Source organism: Gardnerella sp. c23Ub_4 (genome assembly GCF_055804115.1).
The window spans coordinates 114,875-137,629 of the sequence record NZ_JANUYO010000002.1 but is presented as its reverse complement, the minus strand read 5'-3'; the positions used below and the strand labels follow the sequence as shown (position 1 = coordinate 137,629).

At 44.6% G+C, this 22,755-nt stretch carries 16 protein-coding genes and 1 tRNA gene; 10 read left to right on the top strand and 7 right to left on the bottom strand.

Features of this window, described 5'->3' with window-relative positions:
* Nucleotides 1–236 precede the first annotated feature (236 nt).
* From NYP67_RS05175 to NYP67_RS05165, 3 genes are all read right to left on the bottom strand, one after another.
* Nucleotides 237–515, bottom strand: coding sequence for a DUF6725 family protein (locus NYP67_RS05175; protein WP_032842986.1), 279 nt, complete (start codon nucleotides 513–515; stop codon nucleotides 237–239).
* Between the two features lie 95 nt (nucleotides 516–610).
* Nucleotides 611–874: a Txe/YoeB family addiction module toxin gene (locus NYP67_RS05170; protein WP_004121095.1), complete on the bottom strand. Its 264-nt coding sequence runs from the start codon at nucleotides 872–874 to the stop codon at nucleotides 611–613.
* A gap of 22 nt (nucleotides 875–896) precedes the next feature.
* Nucleotides 897–1,172 carry a type II toxin-antitoxin system RelB/DinJ family antitoxin gene (locus NYP67_RS05165; protein WP_415695030.1) on the bottom strand — a complete coding sequence of 92 codons (276 nt, stop codon included), beginning with the start codon at nucleotides 1,170–1,172 and terminating at the stop codon, nucleotides 897–899.
* A 368-nt stretch (nucleotides 1,173–1,540) separates the two neighbouring features.
* On the opposite strand from NYP67_RS05165, the gene NYP67_RS05160 reads away from it, so the two are divergent.
* The 10 genes from NYP67_RS05160 (at nucleotide 1,541) to NYP67_RS05115 (ending at nucleotide 17,123) form a co-directional block, all read left to right on the top strand.
* Nucleotides 1,541–2,563, top strand: a complete 1,023-nt coding sequence (locus NYP67_RS05160; RefSeq protein WP_415695032.1) for an ORF6N domain-containing protein — start codon at nucleotides 1,541–1,543, stop codon at nucleotides 2,561–2,563.
* A gap of 836 nt (nucleotides 2,564–3,399) precedes the next feature.
* A complete protein-coding gene (locus NYP67_RS05155; RefSeq protein ID WP_473411263.1) occupies nucleotides 3,400–9,774 on the top strand; it encodes a hypothetical protein in 6,375 nt (2,124 codons plus the stop codon).
* Between the two features lie 255 nt (nucleotides 9,775–10,029).
* Nucleotides 10,030–11,781 (top strand): SpaH/EbpB family LPXTG-anchored major pilin, encoded by a 1,752-nt coding sequence (locus NYP67_RS05150; RefSeq protein ID WP_473411262.1) that lies wholly within the window; start codon nucleotides 10,030–10,032, stop codon nucleotides 11,779–11,781.
* Between the two features lie 197 nt (nucleotides 11,782–11,978).
* Nucleotides 11,979–13,052 carry a class C sortase gene (locus NYP67_RS05145; RefSeq protein ID WP_473411261.1) on the top strand — a complete coding sequence of 358 codons (1,074 nt, stop codon included), beginning with the start codon at nucleotides 11,979–11,981 and terminating at the stop codon, nucleotides 13,050–13,052.
* Between the two features lie 227 nt (nucleotides 13,053–13,279).
* Nucleotides 13,280–14,017, top strand: coding sequence for an Abi family protein (locus tag NYP67_RS05140; RefSeq protein WP_415693841.1), 738 nt, complete (start codon nucleotides 13,280–13,282; stop codon nucleotides 14,015–14,017).
* Between the two features lie 182 nt (nucleotides 14,018–14,199).
* Nucleotides 14,200–15,024, top strand: coding sequence for a GTP pyrophosphokinase (locus NYP67_RS05135; RefSeq protein WP_415691491.1), 825 nt, complete (start codon nucleotides 14,200–14,202; stop codon nucleotides 15,022–15,024).
* A gap of 130 nt (nucleotides 15,025–15,154) precedes the next feature.
* On the top strand, nucleotides 15,155–15,916 hold the full coding sequence (locus tag NYP67_RS05130; RefSeq protein ID WP_473411260.1) for a Bax inhibitor-1/YccA family protein: 762 nt from the start codon (nucleotides 15,155–15,157) through the stop codon (nucleotides 15,914–15,916).
* Between the two features lie 87 nt (nucleotides 15,917–16,003).
* Nucleotides 16,004–16,088, top strand: a tRNA-Ser gene (locus NYP67_RS05125).
* Between the two features lie 73 nt (nucleotides 16,089–16,161).
* A complete protein-coding gene (locus tag NYP67_RS05120; protein WP_004131913.1) occupies nucleotides 16,162–16,674 on the top strand; it encodes a Panacea domain-containing protein in 513 nt (170 codons plus the stop codon).
* Nucleotides 16,671–17,123, top strand: a complete 453-nt coding sequence (locus NYP67_RS05115; RefSeq protein ID WP_004574676.1) for a Fic family protein — start codon at nucleotides 16,671–16,673, stop codon at nucleotides 17,121–17,123. Before NYP67_RS05120 ends, NYP67_RS05115 begins: the two co-directional genes overlap by 4 nt.
* 371 nt (nucleotides 17,124–17,494) lie before the next feature.
* On the opposite strand, the gene NYP67_RS05110 is transcribed toward NYP67_RS05115, so the two are convergent.
* From NYP67_RS05110 to NYP67_RS05095, 4 genes are all read right to left on the bottom strand, one after another.
* Complete coding sequence (locus NYP67_RS05110; RefSeq protein ID WP_473411259.1) at nucleotides 17,495–18,874, bottom strand: hydroxymethylglutaryl-CoA synthase; 1,380 nt, start codon at nucleotides 18,872–18,874, stop codon at nucleotides 17,495–17,497.
* A gap of 122 nt (nucleotides 18,875–18,996) precedes the next feature.
* Complete coding sequence (locus NYP67_RS05105) at nucleotides 18,997–20,322, bottom strand: hydroxymethylglutaryl-CoA reductase, degradative (protein WP_115761575.1); 1,326 nt, start codon at nucleotides 20,320–20,322, stop codon at nucleotides 18,997–18,999.
* Between the two features lie 259 nt (nucleotides 20,323–20,581).
* Nucleotides 20,582–21,874: a thiolase family protein gene (locus tag NYP67_RS05100; protein WP_101896506.1), complete on the bottom strand. Its 1,293-nt coding sequence runs from the start codon at nucleotides 21,872–21,874 to the stop codon at nucleotides 20,582–20,584.
* Nucleotides 21,875–22,091: 217 nt separating this feature from the next.
* The gene (locus NYP67_RS05095) at nucleotides 22,092–22,676 is read right to left on the bottom strand and encodes a xanthine phosphoribosyltransferase (RefSeq protein ID WP_032840027.1); all 585 of its coding nucleotides are present in this window, start codon (nucleotides 22,674–22,676) and stop codon (nucleotides 22,092–22,094) included.
* Nucleotides 22,677–22,755 lie beyond the last annotated feature (79 nt).

Below are 22,755 nucleotides of genomic sequence, written 5' to 3'. Positions count from 1 at the left end.
TCGCTTAGAGCGTAGCGCGAAAAGGCAATTCGGAGCGCTGAGCCGCTCAAGGCAGAAGCACTGCTTCTGCGCGGCGAAGACGTTAGCGCGCTTAGACCGCGCTAACGACATGACCTGCCTTTCCGCACTTTGTACCAAAATCAACCTAAATCACGTACAAAATGCGGAGTTATGTAGTGCGTTTGTATTAAAAAACGCTGAAATTCAGTACAATCGCACTACATGCCTTGCGCATATTAGCTGCGATGTTTGCGCTCGGGTACTGGCTTTAATCGCACGATTGTACGCGCGTCGAGGAACATTTCTTGCTCGGGTCTGCTTCCGTTTGCTGCCGCGTCGCGCATAAGATGCAATGTTTCGCCGTCCCAGCTGATTACGTGACCAATCGCGTCGTGGTATTCGATTTTTTGCGTGCTGGCGTCGTCTGTTTGAGCACAGCCATTGTTTGCTTGCGTGCTGCCAGCGTTTTGTAATCTTTCGCCGCCGCCTAATTGCGCGATTTTGTACGTTCGCACAACAATTCGCGCGCCAACTGGTATAAACTCTGGCAGAATCTGCCGCCTAATTAAGCTGCTCGTAGTATTGCCTCCGCGTTGTTTGTGTTTTTGCGTTATTTATCGTCGTAGTGGCCTTTGCATGCATAAATTATAATCGTGTCATCTGTAAACGAGTATACGATTCTATCTTTATCGCTTACTCGTCTACTCCAACAACCAGAATAGTTTCCTTTAAGTGGTTCGGGTTTACCTTTTCCATCGATTGGATTCCGCATAATCTCTTTAATAATATTGTTAAGCTTTTTACGAGTTTTATTATCGCTTTCCCAATAGAGATAGTCGCTCCAAGCGTCTGGAGTCCAAGCAATTTTTCTCATTGTTTGAATCCTAAGGTTTAATCTAATCCATGATTAAATTGTGCTCTTCGAGCTTTATGGTGCCATTTTTAACGCCATCAATCTGCGATTTCAAATATGCCTGATTTGACGGCGAGTAAAATGGGTCTAGCGAAAAATCTAACGGTATTCTCTTTTCGCGACCAATCGTTTTGATAAACACGTTCAGCGCGGCGCTCATAGAGATTCCGAGTTCTTTGCAAACTCGTTCTGCGTTGAGTTTGTCTTCTTTCTTTGTGCGAAAGTTTACGTTTACCACGTCTGTTGTTGCTGTAGTCATCTTGGTTCCTACTCTTATGCTTTTGTGGGGAGTTTTGTACTTTTGCATAAATATATACGACAATTATATATGATGTAACGTAAATGTCATTAATAATGCAAGCAATTGTTGATGATTTTCAGTAACACGCAAACGACCTTTCCGCTTTTGGTTGTTGATTTTGCCGATTTGAGCAACATTTTCGGTAAATCCTCTTGTTTTGTAGAATTATATTTATGCGCTGATGCATGCTAGTTTTGCTAGTTGTTAGATGTTTTGTGGCTTGCGATTGATTTTGTAATTTTGCTTGTGATTTATGGGTTTTGTGTCAGAAGTGTAGTTTTTGTTGCACGGCGCTAGGTTTTACGCACATTTTTAGGAGTGATCTTATGGTAGATGTGAATAAAAATTTAACGATTGCGGAATCTAAAAACGCGTCTGTTGGAATGATAATAGACGCTAAAGCGATAAAAGAAAAAATTTATAACATTCGCAATCAAAAAGTCATGCTTGATGTGGATTTAGCTGAAATATACGGATACAGTACAAGAGCGTTCAATCAACAAGTAAAAAATAACATAGAAAAGTTTGATAACGACTTTATGTTTAAGCTAAGCAAATCCGAGTTGGAATATTTGCAATCAAATTTTTTGACCGCAAATATTAGTTCTAAAAGCAGGTCACTTCCATATGCTTTTACTGAGCAAGGTATTTATATGCTTATGACAGTGTTAAGAGGCGAACTTGCCACAATGCAGTCGAAAGCGCTTATTAGAACCTTTAAGCAAATGAAGGATTATATTGTTGAAAATAAGGATTTTATTGGCGCGAACGAGTTAGCGCATCTTGCGATTCAAACAAACCAGAATACTAAAGATATAGCGGAAATAAAATCTCAAATGGCAACGAAGGAAGATTTTAATAAGGTAATGGATAATTTTATTAATCCAGATTCGTATAAACATTTTCTTCTTATGGGCGGTAACAAAATAGAAGCGGATCTTGCGTATTGCAAAATATATAAGTCAGCTAAGAAAAGCATTTATGTTGTAGATAATTATATTGGTCTTAAAACGTTGGAATTATTACGCTTTGCTGGGGAAGGTGTTGAAATTGTAGTTTTTAGTGATAATGCTAGGAATAAGAATATGCTTACGGAAAGCATGTTGAGCGATTTTGTAAGCGATTATCCTAGTGTTGATTTGAAGTTTAAGACTGCTGGTAGGAAGTATCACGATAGGTATGTAGTTATAGATTATGGGACGGATGATGAGGCTGTTTATATTTGTGGCGCTTCGTCGAAAGATGCTGGCGGTAAAATCTCGACTATTACGCGGATAGAGTCTTTGAATTTGCGCTTGTATCATGCGATGTTTGATGAGTTGTTAAAGAATCCTGAGTTAGAGTTTTAGGGTTTTATAATGTTCTAGTGTTTTGCTCCAAATGTGCGCTACGACCTGTCTTCGCGCTTTGATGTAGTGTGTTTGCGCTCCGACCTACCTTTGCGCTTAAAGCGTAGCGCGCGAACGGCACGACCTACCTGAGTGCTTTGCTCAAAATTCGTTATATTTGTCTCAGCGGTGAGGCATTTGTAACACTTTTTGCCAAAATTCGTTATATTTGCATCATTGATGAGACAAATATAACGCAAGCAGAGCGCTGTCTAGAGCTACAAAGTGCGGAAGGTTGTTCCGCATTTTGTACGTGATTTGGGTTGAATTTGGTACAAAGTGCGGGAAATCGCTAGCGCTGATTAGCCGCGATGCTTGCGCGCTTGTGGTTCGCGCGCACCCAAACCACAAGATGTTGTGGTTTTTGCGACACGCGGGTCACAAAAAACACTTCACTTACTACATAAAAGTATTCGGTTATTATCTAGTATTCAATAGATTTTTTTGCAAAAGTCAATCATTATAAAAACTTTTACGCACTCCGCAATTTGTAGAGGTTTTAACTTGCAATTCGTTCTGGGGGGGGGGGGTATATTTGCTAAATGCTTTTGCTTGAGTACTTTAGTAAAGCTGCGCGTTCTGCTGCTTTATTGTTGTGCTCACATGTGGAATTGCATTAAGCGTTGTGTAAATGTTGCGATTGCTAAATGCTAGTTCATGTATTTGAATGCTCTTAGTACTTCTGTACTGGATACGTGTAGTATTCTGCCCAATTTTGGGATTCATGTAAAAGCAGGGTGTTGCTTATGCAATGGCCGAAATTGCCAAAATGGCTAGGATGTACAAACTAGCCAAAAATGACAATCGAAGGTGAGTCGATTATGTTACCTGCAAAGTTTGCTCGTTTCACATCTCGCGTGTGCCGTATTGCGCAGAAGGTTTTTTCTGTGAGCGATACTGACAATGCGAATAGCGTGGCAGATGCGCCTGCTGGTTCTGACTCTACCTATTCAACGCGCCCAGATTCCGATTACCACAGTGCGCCAATTTATTCGTACTCAAATATGCAAGTAAATTCTTCATCATCTTCTTCCTCATATTCTTCATCATCTGAGAATGATTCATTAGGCTCATACGTAGGTAAAACAGCAAGAAAATCGCATATCTTGCAAAACTCGATTCTCGCAATAATTGTCACCTTTGCCACCATAGTAACCATGCTCATAGTGCCGCCGGTAAAAGAAGCAAATGCAACTCAGGCTTGGTGGGATTACGCTGGCAATGGCTACTTTACTGATGGCAACTTCTGGGTTGGCGATGCTGTTCGTGATATCTCTATTACCTATCCGAATATCGAATATAATCAGTGGGATAGTGATTATGGCAAAAGCGGAACTAAGATCAGCTGGGATATTGTTTTCAACCAGGAGTCCATTGGGTTTGCTTCTGCTTCGTTGAAACAACTTCCTCACGGCAATCAGCCTAAGGATGGTGCGTCTTGGGAAGGTAGACCGCTTTTTATTGTTTTTCTTCCAAAGGGTCTTAGGGATGGGGATGAAAATCATAAGAGTTCTGTTTACATTACACGAACGAAAACAGTGCGTACTTTTGACAATGGATTACATAAATTTGTATTTTCAAATGAAGTAAAACATAATCATCAACGTCCTGCAGAATTTGCTACAGGTAGGAATTACTCTTACGCTGATGGCGATGACGATTTTCAGACTGTTTGGAATGCAACTTTTGGCAAATATGGCGATAACGCTACTTGCGGCGAATTTAAGAATCAATATGGTTTTTGTGAAATTCGTAAATGGCGAGGTAGTCCGCATAATCCAAATGATTCCAGCAATAAGTTTGGTCGCGTGCTAGCCGATTGGGGACAGGCTGATACCACTTATGGATATAAGTGGCACATAGAGGCTTTCGTTGAGGATGGTGTTAATCCGGAAACATTGCCTATTATCGCTGGTTGGAATTCAAATGGTACTCTTGGCAGTTGGGGAAGTGGTACACGTAACAAGTGGGCTGCTATGGGTCCATTTGATACTGATGGTGATGGTATTCCTGATTACATTGAGCATCAAGTAAAAATGAATACGACAAATGGTGATGAGATTTCATACCCTCAATACAATAATTCAGATGATAAAAAGTATGGGCAAGATAATATTCCTATTACTACATATCATCGTCCTGTTACAATGAAACCGTTTGCAAAAACCGGTGAGTGGGAAGGTAATTCTTCGGAGGGCAGTTTTGAATACGATGGTGGTACGACTACTAATTTGCCTACCAATCTTGGAATAAAATATGAACTTACTAACAAAATTCCTAAAGGTGTAAAAGTAGTTAATTCTCCATCTAATATGCCTGAGGGTTCTGTGTATATTGATAGCAGAACTGGTCATGTAACTTATAATCCTAGAAAAGAAGATAAGGGCAAAGTTCTTGAATTTGGGACAAAAATTACTTATCCTAATCCTTCTAGATACCCGTATAACTGTAAGTATTATGATCGTGGCTCTTTCGTTACGGAGCAGCACCCAACTAAAATAAAGATCGTTTCACAGGCGTCCTTGTACAACCCTGTTTATACTCCAGTTGATTTGACAGAAAAAACCGGTGATGATCAGAGATATGTTACGCCGATTGTTTACACTGCCAAACCACAAAGTGTTAAGGACGCAAGCAAGAAACACTCGGATATTGTTCAAGTTGGACCTCTTCCGTCAGATGCTACTTTTGAACTGCAACAGTATACGAAAAAATCTGGTAGGAATACTCTAAAGAGCGATTCAGTTCTTGGTTGGTCGCGCATAGAATCTCAAGATAAAAATAATGGGCAAGTACGTTTTTATTCAAACAAATGGAGGGATCCTGGAGATTCTGGGAAGTACCGTACTCCTGTAGTAGTTCACTATGCGGATGGTTCTAGTTCTACTGATGACGATGCAGGTAATGCTGATGCAAATGGAGATTTTAATAAGAGCGTAGTGTATGCTTCGGTTAATCTTAAGCGTCCAAATCCTAAAGATTCTGAGCTGAAGTTGAATATTCATAACGGTTATGCAGGATCTAATTTAGGAGATAATGGTTCTGTCACTATTACTGTTAACGATCCACTCAAACCAAGTATTTGGATTGATTCGTGGGCTCAGTATCAAATTGGTCAAATATCGTTAAAGTCACTCTGTTGGAAGGAAACAACGCAAAAAGGTGGGAAAGTAGAAAAGTCAGACTATACCTTTAGTGACCTGTCCAAGGAGTATAACGATAATACTTTTAATGGTTTGACTTTTAAGCAGACTGAAAAATGGCCTCACGCTGATGATAAGGAGCAGGAATCTTGCTTCACTAATGGAACGTGCAATAATTCAAAGTTGTATGATGGTGACGCTTTTACTATTGAACGTTCGCGTGGTGAGATTTCTGGCATGCCTAATAAGGGCGGTAAGTACGTTTGCCGCGTGTTTGCTTTGAGAGATGGAAGCCAAGCAAAAACTGATTTTGATAATGCTGCCAAAGCAAAAAAACATGACTTTACTCTGAATAATAATACTAGAAAATACGACTGGCAGTCTAAGACAGTAACTTTTGTTGCGCATTCTTTGGCTCACAAATATAATCCTCAATACGATAAGGTATATGTGCAGGCTGGTGGTAAGTCTAAAGAATCGGCTGCTCCAGTAAGCCATTCTGGTGCTAACGGCGTGAAAGCTAATGACAAGAGTCAACAGGAGCTTGTGCAGAATGGTACTAGGTTGCCAAAAGGCACTTGGTTTGAGCTAAAAGAGTATCCTAAGGATAGTAAACATGTTCTTACATGGTATAAATTTGTCAATAAGCAAAGTAACAAGAAATCAGGCAAGGATGAGCCTGAAGATAGTACTACTGACGCTAGATATGGCAAAGTTACTTTTTCTCCAGAAAAAACTGTAACGCTTGGTGAATATTTTGCTCCTGTAATTGTGCATTATCCAGATGGTTCCACTTCTGAAGATCCGGATTCTGGTAATCTTGGCAAGCCTGTGTATGCGCCTGTAGAGGTAACTAGTCAACCAATCCAAAAAAATGATTTAAAACTCAATGTTTATTCGCAATATGGCGGAAGACGAATTGAAGACAATGATAACAATGGTATGCGTTTCCGTAAAGATGAAGTGTTAGGCGACGCTACTGGTAACACTAAGCCAATGTTCTTTGACTCATGGTCAAGTGCTAAGCAAGGAAAAATTTATCAGCGCATGCTTTGCTATAAAAAGAATCCACAAACTGGTAAACCTGAAAGCTATGAGATTGATGGTATTAATGGTCTGACACTTGCCGGTCGAAAAGGTAATACTACAAGCGGTGAATTTATTGATAAACAACCATCACAATGGACAAGAGCTACTGAAAAGAATAAGGATGAATGTACGGTTCATGGTAAAAACTGCAACCGTAACCTTTACTTATACGGTGATGAGCATGATACCGTAGAGCGCACTTGGGGTTGGTTACATGGCAAGGTTAAGGAAAATGGCGACTTTGTATGCACTGTGTACGCTATTAAAGACCTTGAGGGTAAAAATGGTAAGAAGGGTGGTTTACAAACTAAGTTTAATAGTGCTGTAGAAGGTTTTGTAAAGAATCCGGGTAATCGCAAGTTTGAAGATGTTATTAAATCAGTCTTAACAGATAAGCCGGGTAGTGAAGATAGTCCTCAAGAAGCCACTCAAAGGCATATCGATTGGGATTCGGTAACCTTCCCAATTCATGTGCATAGTGATGCTCACTACTACAACCCAGAGTATAAGACTATTAGCATGGAGGCTGGTACCAAAAAAGCCACTGAGGTGCCTAAGAGCAAGAAGACTGCCAACGATGCTAATACGTCGCAAGACGATGTGCGTGAAGGTGATCTACCGGACGGAACTTGGTTTAAGTTTAAGAAACCTTTAAGCTACACATTCTTTGAGGATGATCAAGATAATAAAGCTGACTCTGGTGATTCAGCTAAGAATGGCACGGGTCAGTTTGGCAAGGTGACGTTCCGACCGCACAAGTGGTTCCCTGTTGGTTCTGACAAAGTGCAGGTTATTGTGTACTATCCGGACGGTTCTACTTCTGAAGATCCGGATTCTGGTAATCTTGGTAAACCTATTTATGCGAAGGTAGACATTACGCGATCGCATGATGAGGATGCTGGTAATTTACGGCTGAATGTTGGCGATCGTGAAGGTAGCGGCGATTGGAATGATACTACAATCAAACTCACTAAGGGCGAGGAACTTGGTACTTCTAAAAAGACGACCCGTTGGCTTGATTCATGGTCCAAGTATAAGCCTGGAAAAATCAATTTGCGCACAATTTGCAATAAGATTAATTCAGACGGCACTAAGTCTCACTACCAGTCGGGCGGTATTGCTGGTATTAAGATGCAAGATGTAAAGATTTGGAATCATACTGAAGATGCGTCAGCGCAGAAAGCTTGCGAGAAGGATGCAAGTCAGTGCCATCCTGATAGGCAGCTATACGACGATTACATTGCAAATGGTAACTCAAAAGATACCACTGAGCGTACTCGTGGGTGGATTAAAGGCAAGGCTAACGAATCCGGCGACTACGAATGCGTAGCTTACGCGATTAAAGCAAAACAGTTTAAGACAGACAATAACGATTTGCTTGCTAGATTCGATGCAGCTGTTGGTGCACTTAACAAAGATGCAAGTAAGAATAACACTGATCCTTTGAAAGACTTCAAGTGGAAGCTTGATGGTAATAACGGCAACAAAAACGCGGTTAAAGGTGTTGACTACGAGTATCGCGCAATACCAATCCACATTCACAACGACAACCACTACTACAACCCGAAGTATGTTGATGTGAGCGTTACGGCTGGTCAAAAGGTTGAGAATGCTGTGCCGCAAAGCGTTAGGAGGGCTAACGGTGCGGATAAATACCAGGATGCTGTGAAGGCTGGTGCGCTTCCGGACGGAACTTGGTTTGAGTTTAAGGATGCCGCAAAAGGCTTTGAGGTAAATGCTGACGGCACTGCTGGAAACAAGGTGTCTTTAGACTGGTCGTATTGGGCTTCTAATAACGCTGCCGATAAAACTGGTGAGCAAAGCAATAAGCCTGACAATCCTTCCAAGCAAAAGAATGGCAAGCACAATGCCAAGGATGACGGCACTCTCTACGGCAAAGTGACCTTCCATCCAGATCAATCTGTTGCCCCTAAAGCGTACTTGAAAGAGATTGTCATCCATTACCCGGATGGCTCCACTTCGGACGACCCGGATTCTGGAAACAACGGTAAGCCTGTGTATGCGAAAGTTACGGTTGGAGGTCTCAGTGGAGCTGACAAGGATCTTAAGATGACATTGCTAAGATCCCAAGACGCTGATCCTGTTCATGACACGCTTGGTGGTGCTAATTCTCTTACCGTTATGAGCGGAACGAGCCTTATTAAGAATCCGTATGTGCTCGCGTGGAGCTTGAAAGATCGTAGCAATATTTCATTGCGCATGATGTGCACTAAGCAAGGCGAGCAAAAGTGGAGTAGCGGGCTTGACGATACGCTCAATATGCACCTTAATCAGAATTATGGCGAAAGTGTAAAGCCGTGGGCTTTTGCAAGTGCTGAGCAGCGAAAGTCTTGCAGTCAAGATAGTAAGAACTGCATGGCTAACTTGCTGTATGGTTTTACGAAGAATGGGAAGCAGGACAGCATAGAAAGCGCTGTGTCTCGCAGTGAAGACGATATTGCTGGCGTACCTCAGAAGGCTGGAAATTACACGTGCGCTGTGTTTGCGTTGAAGTCGAATGCACTGACGGTGTTTAATAACACTGTTAAGGGAAGTCTTATTGAAGGTAACAAGTATTCGTCTACAAATATGCAAACAAATCAGCTTGCCGGCGTAACCGTTGGAAAAGACTGGAACAGAATTGCTGTTAATGTGACCGTGATCGATCCGCCTAAATTCGCGCTGCCAAAGACGGGTGGGGAAGATCGCGTGAATTGGAACATGCTGATGAGCGTTGTGTGCGTGCTTGGCACGGGCGCTATGGCGGCTGGATTCTTCCTTGACCAGACCAAGTGGGGGCGCGCGATGCTGGAGGCGTTGCTGCGTAAGGCGTTGTTGCGCGAGACACTGATGCGCAATGTGAAAATTAAAGCTTTTATCCGCAAAACTGCCAAAAAGCTTCGCGCTTTAAGGCGACGTAGCGAAAGGTGGCGATGCTGATGAAAATTTTCTGCAGCTTAAAAACTGCAGTGTCAACGTTCCATATGTCGGCAATGGCGTTACGTAGTTGCGTTACATAGTAACGACAATTATGCCGAAGCATGGTTCGGATTTAATCTTGCTGCGCGCGGCGCAAATCGTAGCCGCCGACAGAGTTCATGCGGCTTTGCGATGACTCCGCCGACCGTGCGCAACACAAAACATAACACATATCTCTCAAAGTGTTCGCAAGAACAAAACAAACAAGGAGAAAATATGAATAAGATAACAAAGCAGTGCGTGGCCGCGGTGGCCTCGCTCGCGATGGCTGGCACGCTGTGCGTTGCTGGCGCCGTGGTTGCTGGCAGCTCCGCTTGGGCTGATCAGACTCCAGAAAAGGCTCCATGGGATACGACTCTTGAATCCAACAAAAAGGGTTCCATCAACATTATCAAGTGGAAGTATGCACTGAATGCTCAAGGCAACCAGGAAAAGGCAGAAAAAGTTCCTGGAGCAGAATTCACTGTTACTAAGGTTAAGAAGTTTAATAGCAGTGATACTGCTGAATTAAACCTTAAGAGCTACGACGACTGGATGAAGGTTGCCGCTAAGGTTTCAGCTTTGAACACAAATCCAAATGATACTAATTTGGTTCTTGGCACTCCTAAAAAGGTTTCAACTGCTGATAAGACTGAAAGCGGTAAAGTCAAAGGCGAAGCAAAGTTCTCTGACCTTGAGATCGGTCTTTACAAGGTTGAAGAAACCAAGACACCAGCTGGCTATGCTGGTCTTTCTAGCCCATTCTTCATGACGATTCCAGAAGTCACTAGCGCAGATGGCAAAACTAACACCTACAAGTATGATGTACAAGTAGAGCCAAAGAACAAGCTAACTGATATTAAGAAGAAGGTTGACACCACTGGCACTGTTGGTGCTGGTGATGAGGTTCCATACACCATTACAACCGATGTTACTACAACAACCACAAACACTCCTGATAAATACACAAAGGATGATTTGCAAGGCTTTGCTGTGTGGGATGATGCGTTGATTAGTGCGTATTCTGATGTGACTGCTAATCTCAGTAATGAAAACGCTAAGGCTTTGGTTAAGGAAGTCAAGATTGGTACGACTGATATTATTAATAGTACTAGTAAAACTAATTACAATGTTAGTGTTGAACAGAATTCCACTACTAATGCAAAGGGTCCAGAAAGTGGACGTGCTCGCATTAAGGTAACGTTTACCGAGGATGGCCTTACTGCCATTGCTGACGCCATCAAGACTGCTTATACCAATAACAAGGCTCAGCTTCCACAGTTAACTGTTAAGTTTACGTTTAAGATTGCTCCAGATGCACCTACTGGTGACTTCTACAACAAGTATGGTTTCCAGCCAGGCCATGGCGCGGGTGGTAAGACTCCAGACCCAGTTAATCCTCCAGATAATAATCCAGATACAAAGGTAACTCTTGTTAAGTTCCAGATTAAGAAGGTTAACGGAGTAAAAGAGGATGAAGCTCTTTCTGGTGCTAAGTTCGCGGTCTTTGCTAAGAAGTCTGATGCTGATACTTGCGCAGCAGATAAGAATCGTTCTGCTGCTAACTGCAAGGACAAGGCTACTAAGGGCTATACAACAGGTACCACTGTTGCTGATGGTCTTGATGGTGCAACAAACGGCACTACTGACGGCACTGGTTTGACTGGTGCTTTTGAAGTTAAGGTTGGAGATGTATATGTTGTGGAAACTCAGGCTCCAACTGGCTTTGTTCTTTCTCCAAAGGTAGAGAAAGTTACTGTTCAACAATCTGGAACTGAATATAACGCTACCAATACGACCTTCACCTACACCTTCAAGGATCTTCCAAACGGCGGTCCTGATGGAAGCGGCAAGAACTGGTTTAACCTTCCAGCAACTGGTGCTGCAGGCGTGATTATCTTTGCGCTTATTGGCCTCGGTCTTGTTGGCTCTGGTATGTTCGTATTCCTTAAGAATCGCAAGAAGGAAGAAGAGCAGCAGGCTGCGTGATTTGCTTAGTTTAATCAGCAAATCATAAGTGATTGAGTCTATAAGATTAAATCCATAAACGATTGAGTCTAGGGCAAAAACCCTAGACTCAATCCTATGTGGACTGTTTAGCTAGAAAAGTGCAAAATCTCATTGCGTTTGTAGCAAAATCAAACCAAATATTATCTTTCATTCAATAGCTTGAGCTTGGAGGAGTTATGAAGCTAGCCGATATTAGCAATTTGTGCCGCTCATTGCGTGCGCGCGCTGTTGCGGAAGAATCGCAAGCAGCCGAAGAGCAAACATTACGTTCAATCTCAAGCCAAAATATAAACAAAAAAATAAACCAAAATACACTTAAAACTAAAAAAACAACTAAAAAAATAACTAAAAAGAAAAGCGCGCTGATGCGCATTCTAGAGCCGATTGCTCTGGTTCTTGCAGGCATTCTGTGCTTTAGCTACCCTGTGTGCTCAACGCTGTGGAACAATCACGTTTCTAAGGAGATTTCCACTGCGTACGATAAGTACAACCACGACCAGGCTGGCGACGTGCGGCGCGCGCACATTCGCGATGCAAAGCGCTACAACGCAGCGCGCAAAGACATGCTTACGCGAGACCCGTACGGCGGCGATGGCCAGGAAAGCATAACTAACACGCCTGCGTACAAGCGCTATCTTAAAACGCTCGAGGAGCCGATGGGCATTATCGGCATCGTAAAAATTCCGAAGATTGGCGTAAAGCTGCCGATTTACCACGGCACGCTGCAAGATACGCTGGCGCGAGGCGCTGGTCACTTGTACGGCACGGATTTGCCAGTGGGCGGCAAGGGGCGGCACACCGTGATCACCGCGCACACGGGCTTGCCGAACGCAACCATGTTCGACTCGCTAACCGAGCTTAAAAAGGGCGACTACTTTTATCTAGACGTGCAAGGCGAGACCTTGCGATACAAGGTGTTTCGCATAAACGTGGTGGATCCGCACGATATAAGCTTGCTGCAGCGCGAGCCTGGGCGCGATTTGGCAACGCTGCTTACTTGCACGCCGTACGGAATTAACTCGCATAGGCTGCTGGTTACGGGGTACCGCGTGCTGCCAGACCCTGTTGCGGCGCCAGAGGACCATGTGCAGTGGCCGCTTTGGATGACGCTGTTTGTTATAGCGATGATTTTCTCGGCGGCGATTCTTTCCATGATGATTACGGCGGCGGCTGGTAAGAAGCGGCGCAAGTGGGATGTTCGCGGCAAGCACATACTATGGGTTGGGCGCGGCGTGGTTAAACTGCACTAGCGCTTTTCCCGAATTTGTAGCTTTTGAGTTGCAGAATGTGAATAAAGCAACTGAGCTCTTGTCCAAAATGAACAAGAGCTCAATGAAATCACGTGTAGGAGCAACCTACACAGGTACGTCAATTCTATCACACTCTATAACGATTTGTATTTTTGCAATCATTTTGCGCAACTCATTTTGTGATTGTATTTCTGCGTTAAATATCAAACTAGATGTACAATGTCTTAATGGCTGTTAATACATCTTTTATATCTCTTCAAGAAGCGCAACAATTCTGCGGCGTTGCACGATTTGAACGTTATATGCGCGATGCGAATAATGATGTGAGCACAGCCATGCTTATATGCAAATCAAATCATGAATTAGCAGGAATATTACACGAGCAGATCGGATACGTGGAAATATGCGTGCGTAATTCAATTGATTTAGAGCTTCGCAAACTTGCATTGCAAGAAAAGCAAAATGAAGCATGGACTAATCCTCTATATACGCCAGATTTAGTTAAAGACTTAATAAAAAATCAAATCAATGAAGCAAAAAAAATCGCAGTTCACGCTCATGCTGGTAGCAGTGTAACTCATGATGACATTTTATCTAAACTAATGTGGGGAACGTGGGTAAAACTTATTGGATCTTCTGAAACAACAAAAAACAATCTCATACAGCAAAAACTTTGGCAAATATCTATATGTAACGCATTTCCATTTGTGAATGATTCCAAGAGCAATAAAAAATATGATGAGGATAGGAAGACAATAGCAAAAAATCTTATTTATATTAAAGAGATTAGGAATAAAGCAGCTCATTTTGATAATCTATACAACATAGCTAAAGGAAAGAGAAATCTTACAAACGCATTATTTACGCTACTTCATTCAGTTAATAAATCATTTACGAATGGCTGGATTGATTCTGCGAAAATACGTAAAGCTGCTAATAAGTATTTAGAACTAATAGATGGTTGAGTAAAACTTCCCGTGTTTGTAGCTCTACATGTGGTTTTGAGCTACAAGAGGGCGCGGCGACATACCTTCGCGCGCAAAGTGATGCTAGCGCTATTTCTCGATTTTGTTGCTTTTTCCTGCGTTTGTTTACGTTTTGGCCTATTTGGTAAACAAATGCAAAATTGCGAGTAAAATAAAAAGACGTGATACTTGATCGTCATAATCGTTTAAATTTGGCTGAACTTTACGCAAGCTTACAAGGGGCTGGCGATGGTGGGGCGCCAGACGCCGCTGCGACAAATGCGCCAGTCGCGGAAAAGTCGCAAGCGACCGCCGACGAAAAGTCCGCGCAAAAATCATCTATAAAAAGCGAAACGCCGCATCTTCCGCCCGATCAAATGGACGAATTCGTAAACATGATGCAGGTGTACGAAGGCGCGATGTACGAAATCAGCACCAAGCTGGAGATTTTGGACGGCGAGTTTCAGGTGCGATTTTCGCACAACCCCGTGCACCACATGGAGCGGCGACTAAAATCCGTGCACTCGATTTTTGAGAAGCTGCGCCGCAGAAACCTAAGCATATCAACGCGTTCGATTCGCGACAACCTGTTCGACGTGGCTGGAATCCGCGTGATTTGCAACTATCGCGACGACGTGTATGCGGTTGCGCAATACCTTTCCAAGCAAACGGATATTCAGGTGCTGCAGGTTAAGGACTACATTAAAAACCCAAAGCCGAATGGATACCGCAGCTTGCATGTGATTTACGCTGTGCCAGTGTTTTTGTCGTCGGGCGCGCATTACACGCCGGTGGAGGTGCAATTCCGCACAATTGCAATGGATTATTGGGCGAGCTTGGAGCATGCGTTGCGTTATAAGGCGGATTTGCCGGATGCAAAGTTGGCGGAGCATTCCAAGACGCTGCTTGAGTGTGCGCAGAATTTGCAGGCCATTGAGGCGCAAATGCAGGGGATTCATCGCGATATTAATGGTGCGCCGCGCGTGGAGGATGCGCCTGAGTCGTAACAATCTAATACGCGACGACCTGCCTTCGCTCTTAGAGCGCGTGAACGCTATTTCCGCTTTTTGTAGCACGACACGCATAGTCGTACAAATGTACTATAATTAGATACTTAATAAGAATTTAGGAGGATATATGGGAGATTTTGGAAATTTTAATGGCAATTATGCTGGCGATTTTGCGCAAAACCCAACAATTGTAGACTCGCAAGCTACTTATGTGCGCGAGCATGCTGAGCGCGTGAGCGTGCGTCGAGTTTACGCAGAAATGACCGTTGGACTAATCGTCACAACGCTTGTTGCAATGTTTACACAAAGTACGGGTGCGCTTTACTCTTACTTGTATGCTACGGGTAGGTTTGGTTTCTTCGGCATTATTATTGCGCAAGTGGTGCTTGCTGTTGTGCTTGGAATGCGCGTTATGAAAATGAGTGTTGTGGCAGCCCGCGCGCTTTTTTATGCGTATGCGGCACTGACAGGCTTTACACTTAGCACGATCTTTACTGTGTTTAGCCTAGGCTCTATTGCAATGGTTTTGGCTTTAACGTCTGGATTCTTCCTGTGCCTTACAATGCTTGCGCTTACTACAAAAGTGAATATGCTTAAGGCTGGCCCGATTCTTATGGTGGCTTTGTTGGTGTTGTGCGTGAGCCAGGTAATTCTTATGTTTGTTGCTCCAAGCGCTGGAACTATGCGATTTATTGCTGCGATTGCGGTGTTGATTTTTGCAGGTCTTACGGCTTACGATGCGCAGAAGACTCGTGCGATTTTTGAAGCGTATGCTAATCAGCCAGAAATGATTAAGCGCGTTTCGATTATTTGCGCATTTAATCTTTATTTGGACTTCATCAACATGTTTGTGTACTTGCTAGAGTTACTGGGGAATAGACGCGACTAGGTGCGGAGCCTGCGCGTTTTTTCCTAGGGATTATGGTAAAATATACGCTTGTGTGCTTTGCGTGCTTATAGTGCGACTAGCACACATGGATGGGTGTCCGAGCGGTCTAAGGAGACGGTCTTGAAAACCGTTGTAGGGAAACCTACCGCGAGTTCGAATCTCGCCTCATCCGCCTTTAGAATTCTATTAAAAGTTAAGTGTTAGCGACTTTTTACATACTTGTATATGTTGAAAGGAGATTGAACATGAAAGCATTAGATATAGCAGCAATCTTCATTGAAAAGCATGGCAAGACGTTAACATTAACCAATCTCGCTTTAAACAAGCTCGTATATTTTGCGCAAGTTGAGGCTTTACGTAATAATCCTAGTCAACCTTTATTTACTGATGAGATTCAAGCGTGGGAATATGGTCCTGTAGAACCTAGTGTATATAACGCGTTTAAGCAATTTGGTCGCAATCGCATTACTCATGCGCCTAATCATGAAACAAGTCAGTATGCTTCGCAGATTGTAGAGTCTGTTGTTGAAAAATATGGTTGGATGAGCGCGTTCGATTTAGTAAACTATGCGCATCGCCTTGGTGGCGCATGGCATAACGTATACGATTCTGCACAGAAAAAACCGATTTTAGTTAACGATATTCTTCAATCATCTGATATAGCTTCGTATCCTACTATGCAAAATACGTTTATCAGTGCTGTAGATGCTGTGAAAAAACAGTATCCTAATACTTTACGTATTCTTGGTGATGCATGAGCAAGTATGATACTCTCGTTTGGAATGATGAGCAGATTATTGCTTTTGCTGGAATAGTGTGTTCTGTTCAGCGAGATATTGTTGACAATGGTCAAGGACTTTCTACTACTAAGCAAGAAGTTCAGGGCAGTGTTGAAAATGTTTTGTATTCTACATTTGCGATCATTTTCGATAAATCTCCAGCTGAGCGACATGATTATATGGATATTTTTGACCAGATCGCAGATTTTGCTACTCATCTATCTAAAGATCACATTTTTCCTGATGCTAATAAGCGCACAACGGTGTTAACTTGTGTGGCTTTGCTTAGGAATAATGGAATTCTGCTTGATATTGAGGACAGCCTAAACCCATTCGATAATGTGTTATATCAGTGGATTCAAAGTGTTGTTGAAGGCAAGATTGATCGTTCTATCTTGGCTGAACAATTACGATTGCGTGCATTGTAGCTCTATACTTATGTGTTGTCGTGTTTTCGCGACGACCTGCCTTTTTTGCTTAGAGCGTAGCGCGAAAGGCGCTTTGACTGAGCTTGAAATTGCATAACGCATTTCAAGCTCAGTCAAAGCGTGATTTGGCTCAAGCATAAAGTCCAGTGGACTTTATGTGCCAAATCAGCCGAGCGGCTACTAATAGCCGCGAGGAATAGCGTAGCGCGCGAATGCACTTCGATTCGCTGAGCCGCTCAAAACAGAAGCACTGCTTCTGCGCTGCGAAGACGTGAGCGCAGCTAATCTGCGCGAACGATGATCTGCCTTGCGCTACTTATGTAGTGCGTTTGTATTAAAAAACGCTGAAATTCGGTACAATCACACTACAACTAGATAGAAAGATAGTTGCGCTCTTGAGATTTGATGGAGTCAAGCACGAATCGCGCGCCACTTCGATTCTCTTGGCTGCTGGCAAAATCTTGCGGAGAATAAGGCGCCGCGCTGTTAAACATTTCCTCGTATTGCGAAACACTTAATTGCGTGCGATTGTTTAATGTTTTTATGTGCTGATTGGAAAACAGCGCGCTTCGCCATCCTGGAACAAGTGTTGCGTTAAAGAATTCTGCTACAGCGCCTGAACCGTAAGAGAATAAGCCGATTTTTTGACCTGGGAGTAGGGGAGACAGGCGCGTCGGCGATTCGTTTGAGTGCGTTGCGGAGTATAAGTCGCAAGCAACCGCAGACGAATCGCAAGCAGACTCTGAAGAATCACCAGCAGACTCTGATGAATCGCAAGAATTCCTAAAATAATCGTAATCAAGTAAAGAAATTAAGCCTAAATAGAGTGAACCAGTGTAAATATTACCGATTCGGCGACTGTATTGTGTGCTGTCTTGGTATCGCGCAAGAAGACGTTCGCGAGTATCGCTTGTAATAGACACGTCATCACATGCGTGCGACACGCCCGAATTTGCCTCAAAACCAGCTCGAAGCGCCTTAAGTCCCATTTTTGTGTACGGAAGATGGAAGCAAATCGCCTCAAAATCGTTGAAATTGCAGGCGTTTTCCGCACTGTATTTCTGCCACACATCGCAGAACATGCGAATGTATTGCTCGGTTGAAAACTTTCCGCGCGCCAAAGCCGTGCTTTGATATACAGGGCGCCAAAAATCCTGGATTTCCGCCGATTTTACAACGCTGTCATCGTTGATTTGCAACACGCGCGGATTCTCGCTTACAAGCATCGCCACAGCACCAGCGCCTTGAGTCACCTCGCCAGGAGTGCCAACGCCGTAGCGCGCAATGTCTGCAGCAATCACCAAAACTTGCGCGCCAGGATGTGCCAGAACGTAGTCACGAGCCATCATAAGTGCAGCAGTTCCGCCATAACACGCCTCTTTTACTTCCACGCAACGCACCCACTCGCTAAGGTTTAGCAGTTTGTGAATGTAGAGCGCGCTGGATTTGCTGGCGTCGACGCCGCTTTCTGTGCCAACGATCACCATTTTGAGGCGGTTGCTATCGATGTATGGCATCAGCGGCAGGGCAGCTTGAGCGCCAAGCGTTACTATATCTTGATGATTTGGCGGCACCGCTTGCTGGCTTTGGCCTATGCCGATTGTGAATTTGTTTGGGTCGATTCCGCGCGCAATCGCAAGGTCGCGCATGCTTAGGTAGCAATTTGGGGTTGCGAAAGTTATGCGGTCGATGCCGACTTTTGGCGGAATTTGGGGCGTGTTGCCTGGCGTGGTTTGTGAAGTATTGCTCATGATTTCCTATTTTTTTTTAATTGCGATTTTTTAAGTGTAATTTTAGTTGTGTAAATTTTACGGCGCGGAAGCTTCCGACTTTTCCGCGGAAAAATGGCCATTAACCGCGCGTTTTTGCGGTTTTACGTGTTCCTGTGCTTGCGCAAATCATCAAGAATTATTCTTGCAGAATTCGTGTTCAAATCGGAAGAATTTTCGTTTAGAAGCGCGTGAACAACCTTTTGAATTTCGTCCCCGCGCGCTCCGCATGATATGGCGATGTTTGCGGCCTGAAGGCGCATGTGACCAGCTTGGATTCCTGGACCCGCGAGTGCGCGAAGGGCAGCAAGGTTTTGAACGAGTCCGACGGCTGCTAGAACGTTGCGAAAATCGTTGGCGTTATTGACTTTAGCAAGGTGCAGCGCGATTTTTGACATTGGGAGTGAGGCGATTGCGCCGCCCACTGTGCCGATTTGCAGCGGGATTTCGATGCGGCCGTAAAGGATTTGGTCGTTACTTTGCAAGGTCCACGTTGAAAGAGGCATGTAGCGGCCAGATTTTGCGGCCCATTCGTGCGCGGCGGCTTGCAATGCGCGCGTGTCGTTGCCCGATGCGAGTGCTGCAGCCACTATTCCGTTTAGGATTCCTTTATTGTGTGTTGCAGCGCGCTCCGCGTCTACGGCGGCCAGGGAGCTTAAGGCGGCGATGCGGCGCGCAAGGCGCATGCCGTCGGCATCTCCAGCCGCGGCAGTTTTTGCGCTAGACACCAGCGCTTCTACGTGTATGCGCACTTCGGCGACTGTTGCCGCGCGGCTGGAGTTGGCAAGAATTGCCACCAGCGCCTTGCGCCCAACCCAGCTCTCAAGCTGGGTTTTAACAGCTTCGCCAATGGTGTTTGCAATGTTTGCGCCCATTGCATCGCACGCGTTTATGTCTAGTGTTAGTTTGGCGAAGCCTGTTAACGCCGCCGCCTGCGCGCGTTCTAATCCGCCGCCGCGTTGGTATATTGATGGGTGCGCGGAGCGCGCAACCTCACTAATTGCCGTGCGTTTTGACTCGTCGCGCATTATGCTGTCTAGTGTTTTGGCTACGCTTCCGTCCACGTCTTCAAAAACGATTTGCGCGCGCGTAACGTAATGCTCGCTGCGCGCAACAACGCCGTTTTCTAGGCTTTTTGACGCGATTTTTGCACCGTTGCATGCAGCCGCGATTACGGACGGCTCTTCCGTAGCCATCAGAACGTTTCGCATAACGCCGTTTACTTTTAGGCCGCGCACAACGCCTACTGGCAGGCTGAATCGCCCGATTTGGTTTTCGATCATGCTGTTCGCAACGCTTGCAGGAATGTTTGCTTCGCTACTTTGCGCGAGCTGTTCGAGCAGAAGTTGCGCGCAATCGCAGCTAAGCGCGCCTTCTGATTCCAGTGTTTTTATGCGCTGTTCTACGCTTAATTCTCGAAAAGCTGCCATGTTTCTCCATTTTTTGCGCTATTTTTACGATTTTCATTTTTACGATTTTTCACTTTTGCAATGTTGCTTTGACGCTATTGACGCTATTGACGCTATTCAAGTCGCCAGTAACCGCCACATTCGTCGCCAGCAACCGTGCGATTCGCGACACTCTGCACGCATAGTTGCGACTTACTTCGTGCGTGTCGCAACACGCATCCTTCAGTCGTCACAACGCCAGTCACAACGCTTCGCACGCATCACATTGCTGCTACTACTTCTACTTTCGCATCCTAACTTGCATGCTCACTCCGATTCCGCCTCCCACGCACAGCGCCGCAACGCCGTTTTGCATGTGATTGTCTTTAAGTGCGTAAAGAAGTGTTGTTAAAATCCTGGCTCCGCTAGCTCCCAAAGGATGCCCGAGCGCAATCGCGCCGCCTCTTACGTTCAGCTTGCTTTCGCTTATGTTCAGCTGCTGGCACACGGCTATGCTTTGCGCAGCAAACGCTTCGTTAATCTCAAAAAGGTCAATGTTTTCAACGGTGTAGCCCGTGTTTTTTAGCATGCGCTCCATAACGTGTTTTGGCGCGTATCCCATAAGATCTGGGCTAATTCCGCCCTCGGCAAATCCCACGATTTCTGCCAAATAGTCGATTCCGTGCGTGATTGCGTAGTCTTTGCTCATTAAGACGAGTGCTGCAGCTCCGTCGTTGATGCCGCTTGCGTTTCCAGCGGTTACAGTAGGAGAGTGTTTTTCGCCAAAATCCGCCTCGCTCATTCCATCAGCTTCGCGACTGCCAGAATCCGCCTCACTCAAACCACAGTTCGCTCCACTCATTCCACAAGTTTCGCGCGTTCCAAAATCCGCCTCAAACAACGTTTTAAGCTTAGCCAATTTCTCCATAGATGTGTTTGCGCGCGGATGCTCATCGCGGCTAATAATAGTTCCGTCCGCAAGCTGTACAGGCGCAATCTCCGCATCAAAATCGCCGTTATTTTGCGCAAAAACGGCTTTCTTGTGGGATTTTAGTGCAAAAGCGTCTTGCTGCTCGCGCGTTATGCCAAACTTCGCAGCCACGTTTTCCGCGGTAACTCCCATTTCTTTGCCAGTAAAAGCATCACAAAGTCCGTCTTTTTTCAGGCCATCAACCAGCGCGCTGTTTCCGTAGCGAAGTCCACCAAATCGCACGTTTTGCGCGTAAAACGGCACGTTGCTCATGCTTTCCGTGCCACCAGCAACTACGACTTGCGCATCTCCCATGCAAATCGCAGCTTGTGCAAGGCGAATGGCTTTAAGACCAGACCCACAAACTTCGTTGATTGTCATTGCGCAACTTGACTCATCAAGTCCCGATCTAAGCGCGATTTGACGCGCAACGTTTTGACCGCTACCTGCTTGAAGTACGTTTCCAAAAATCGCTTGATCTACGGATTTTGGGCTGATTCCTGCGCGTTCAATGGCGGCTTTTGCTGCGATTGTGCCTAACTCAACAGATGTGAGAGACTTCAACGCGCCTCCGAATTTTCCTATTGGTGTGCGCGCTGCGCTTACAATCACAACATCACTCATACGTTTAGCCGCCAATCAGTTGAAAACTAGCCGATTAAAGCCATATCGATCAAGCTATCTTATTGAAAATTATCAAAAATTGCATGTTGAAAACTAGCACATTTAGTGTGATAGGCTTCAAACACTAACCGAACTACTTTATCGTATTTTTACGCAAAATTGCGATTTGTGAAGAATTATGTTTAATTTTTTCACAATTTGCGCACAATTACATCGACTAGGCTTGGCGGAAGGTGATTGACCCATCGCTAGGATCCATTGCGTCCACAATCGCCAGCGAATCCAAGTCATATCCGGCTTCGCGCAACGCATCTCCGCCGCCTTGGAAGCCTTTTTCAATCGCAATACCAATGCCAGCAACCGTGGCCCCAGCGTGATTGCAAATGTCAATCAACCCTTGTAAAGCCTTGCCATTGGCCAAAAAATCGTCCAAAATCAAAACGTGGTCGTTTGCGCTCAAATATTTTCTAGACACTATCACAGGGAATTCGCGCTGCTTTGTAAACGAGAATACGGTAGATACGTATTGATCGCCATCCAAGTTGATTGATTGCGCTTTCTTTGCAAAAACCACTGGAATGTTGCCAAAATGACGCGCAGCAACGCACGCGATTCCGATTCCCGAAGACTCGATTGTTAGGATTTTGTTGATTTGCGTGTTTTGAAAATGCTGCGCCCACGCGGCTCCCATTGCGTCAAAAAGCGCGCAATCACATTGGTGATTAAGGAATGCGTCGACTTTCAAAACATTTCCTGGCTTAACAATGCCTTCTTTTTGGATGCGTTCTTCCAGTTCTTGCACGATGATTCCTTTCAAATTGCGCAGCATTCCGCGTGTTCGGCGTGTATCTGTATAGCTTACCCCCAGCTTTGACTCACTT